The sequence below is a fragment of the Fusobacterium sp. genome, assembly GCF_029258315.1.
In the GTDB taxonomy this organism is placed as follows: domain Bacteria; phylum Fusobacteriota; class Fusobacteriia; order Fusobacteriales; family Fusobacteriaceae; genus Fusobacterium_B.
This window is the reverse complement of the sequence record NZ_JARHZE010000120.1, coordinates 1-2,768: the sequence shown is the minus strand read 5'-3', so window position 1 is coordinate 2,768 and position 2,768 is coordinate 1. Positions and strand designations below refer to the sequence as shown.

Annotated in this window: 3 protein-coding genes; all 3 read left to right on the top strand. The window is 29.6% G+C overall.

What is annotated here, in order from left to right; translation table 11 throughout:
• On the top strand, positions 1–139 hold a 139-nt coding region (locus Q1J48_RS08085), incomplete at its 5' end, for an SDR family oxidoreductase (RefSeq protein ID WP_300362538.1).
• Positions 140–191: 52 nt separating this feature from the next.
• A complete protein-coding gene (gene kduI, locus Q1J48_RS08080; RefSeq protein ID WP_300331742.1) occupies positions 192–1,028 on the top strand; it encodes a 5-dehydro-4-deoxy-D-glucuronate isomerase in 837 nt (278 codons plus the stop codon).
• Positions 1,029–1,177: 149 nt separating this feature from the next.
• On the top strand, positions 1,178–2,737 hold the full coding sequence (locus tag Q1J48_RS08075) for an extracellular solute-binding protein (protein ID WP_300362535.1): 1,560 nt from the start codon (positions 1,178–1,180) through the stop codon (positions 2,735–2,737).
• The last annotated feature ends 31 nt before the right edge of the window (positions 2,738–2,768 follow it).

Sequence of the window (2,768 nt, the reverse complement as noted above, 5' to 3'; positions counted from 1 at the left end):
AATATTAGGAAGAATCCCAGCAGAAAGATGGGCAGATCCATTTGATTTAATGGGAGCAGTAGTATTCTTAGCAAGTAAAGCATCAGACTATGTAAACGGACATATATTAGCAGTAGACGGAGGATGGCTAGTTAGATAGTCGTAATTATAGAGATTAAAATTTAGAAAATTGTTTAGGAGGAAAATAATAAATGAAATTAGATGTAAGATATGCAAATCATCCAGAAGATTCAAAACATTACACAACTGAAGAATTAAGAAAACATTATTTTATAGAAACAATATTTGTTGCTGATGAAGCAAACTTAACTTATTCTCACGTTGATAGAATAATTGCAGGTGGAATTATGCCTGTATCTAAAGAAGTAAGATTAGAAGGAAGCAAAGAGCTTGGATCTGAATTTTTCTTAGAAAGAAGGGAATTAGGAGTTATCAACATCGGTGGATCAGGTAAAATAGTTGTTGATGGTGTTGAATATAAAATGAACTCTAAAGATGGACTTTATGTTGGAATGGGTTCAAAAGAATTAGTATTCACATCTGATGATGCAGAAAACCCAGCTAAGTTCTATGTAAACTCAGCTCCTGCACACACAACTTATCCAATAGTTAAAATTGATATAGAAAAAGCAAACCCAGTTAAATTAGGAAGCCTTGCAAACTCAAACGAAAGAACAATATTCCAATATGTTCACCCAGCAGTTTGTAAATCTTGTCAATTATTAATGGGAATGACAGTATTAGAGCCTAACAATATGTGGAACACAATGCCTTGTCATACTCATGAAAGAAGAATGGAAGTTTACTTCTACTTCAATATGCAACCTGAAACAAGAGTATTCCATTTAATGGGAGAACCAAAAGAAACTAGACACATCATCGTTGGAAATGAACAAGGAGTTATTTCTCCATCTTGGTCAATCCACTCTGGTGTAGGAACAAGCAACTATACATTCATCTGGGGAATGGTTGGAGAAAACCAAACATTTACAGACATGGATGCTGTAGCAATGGAAGACTTAAGATAGTCTAAAATAAAAAATAATTAGAAAGAAGAGAAATTTTTCTCTTCTTTTTTTCTTTTTTTGAAAACTTACTTTTTAATAATTTATTTACAACAAATATATTCAATGTTATAATCTTTAATGGAAAGTAGATTCTAAAAAGGGGAATAATAATGAAATTAAAAAGTATTTTTATAAGTTTAGTATTTTTTTTATTATTTGTTAGTTGTAACAAAGAAAATAATAGTCAAAAGAAAAAAATGGAAGGTTTTGTTATATCAGAAAATACAAAAACATTTAGTATATTTGCTATTCATTTAGGAAAAGCTTTTAATGGTGAGTTACCAGTTTATAAAAAAGCTTTTGAAATGACAAATATAAAACTTAAGGGAATAGCATCAAAAAATCAAACTCATGAAGAATTAGCATTTAATTTGATGGTATCTTCTGGAGAATTACCAGATATTATTGCTTATGAATTTCCTTTAGAGTTGGAAAAATTAGGAGCATCAGGAAAAATGATTCCTTTGGAAAGTTTGATAGATTTGTATGCTCCAAATATAAAAAAATTTTGGGATGAAAATCCAAACTATAAAAAAGATGCTGTTGCAGCAGATGGGCATATTTATATGATACCCAATTATAATGATTGTGATAATATAAATACCACACAAGGATATTATATAAGAAAAGATTGGCTAAGAAAATTAGAACTACAAGAGCCAAAAACAGTAGAAGAGTTATATAATATTTTAATAGCCTTTAGAGATGAAGATCCAAATGAAAATGGAAAAAAAGATGAAATTCCTATCTTCGTAAGAGGGAACACTACGAGGGTTATTCTTTCTTCTTTGGTAGATATTTTTAAAGCACATTTTACTTGGTATGATAAAGATGGGAATGGGCCAGTATTCGGACCTAGTGAAGAGGAATATAAAAATGCTATAAAACAACTTTCAAAATGGTATAAAGAAGGGTTAATAGATAAAGAAATTTTTACGAGAAATATAATGGGAAGGGATTATATTTTAAGTAATAATCTTGGAGGATTTACTTGTGATTGGTTTTCAAGTACTGGTGATTATAATAAAAAATTAAAAGAAATTATTCCTGATTTTGAATTTTCAACAATTCTTCCACTTGAGTATAATGGAAAAAATAAAACGAGTTTTGCTAGAGAAAATTATTTAGGTGGTTGGGGAATATCGAGTGGAGCAAAAGATCCAGTGGCAATAATTAAGTATTTTGATTTTTGGTATAGTGAAGAAGGAAGAAGATTATGGAATTTTGGAATAGAAGGAGAAGATTATGTTTTATTTGAAGGAAAACCATACTTCACTGATAAGATTTTAAAAAATAGAGAAGGAAAAACTTCATTGGAAATAATAAGAGAAACAGGAGCTCAATATAGATTAGGTATGTTTCAAGATGCTACTAATGAAAGACAGTGGGCAGAGAGCTCGGCAGTTAAAGCTATCGACTTATACAGGAATTCAAATGTGATAGAAAAACCCATGCCGATATTAAAATATACAAAAGAAGAAATGGAAGAACTATCAAGAATTTCAAAACAGTTAAATAAAATAACTGAAGAGATGGCACAAATTTGGATATTGGGTGTCTCTGATATAGATAGAGAGTGGGAAGAATATCTTTATCATTTAGATATAGCAGGATTAGAAAAAGCAAAACAAATTCAAAAACAGGCCTATAAGAGATTTATAGAAAAATAATAAAAATGAAATAAAGGTTTATAAAATTTTT

Bases quoted from the DNA above. Each gene is read 5' to 3' on its own strand.
- kduI (WP_300331742.1), top strand. From the start codon at position 192: ATGAAATTAGATGTAAGATATGCAAATCATCCAGAAGATTCAAAACAT.
- Q1J48_RS08075 (WP_300362535.1), top strand. From the start codon at position 1,178: ATGAAATTAAAAAGTATTTTTATAAGTTTAGTATTTTTTTTATTATTT.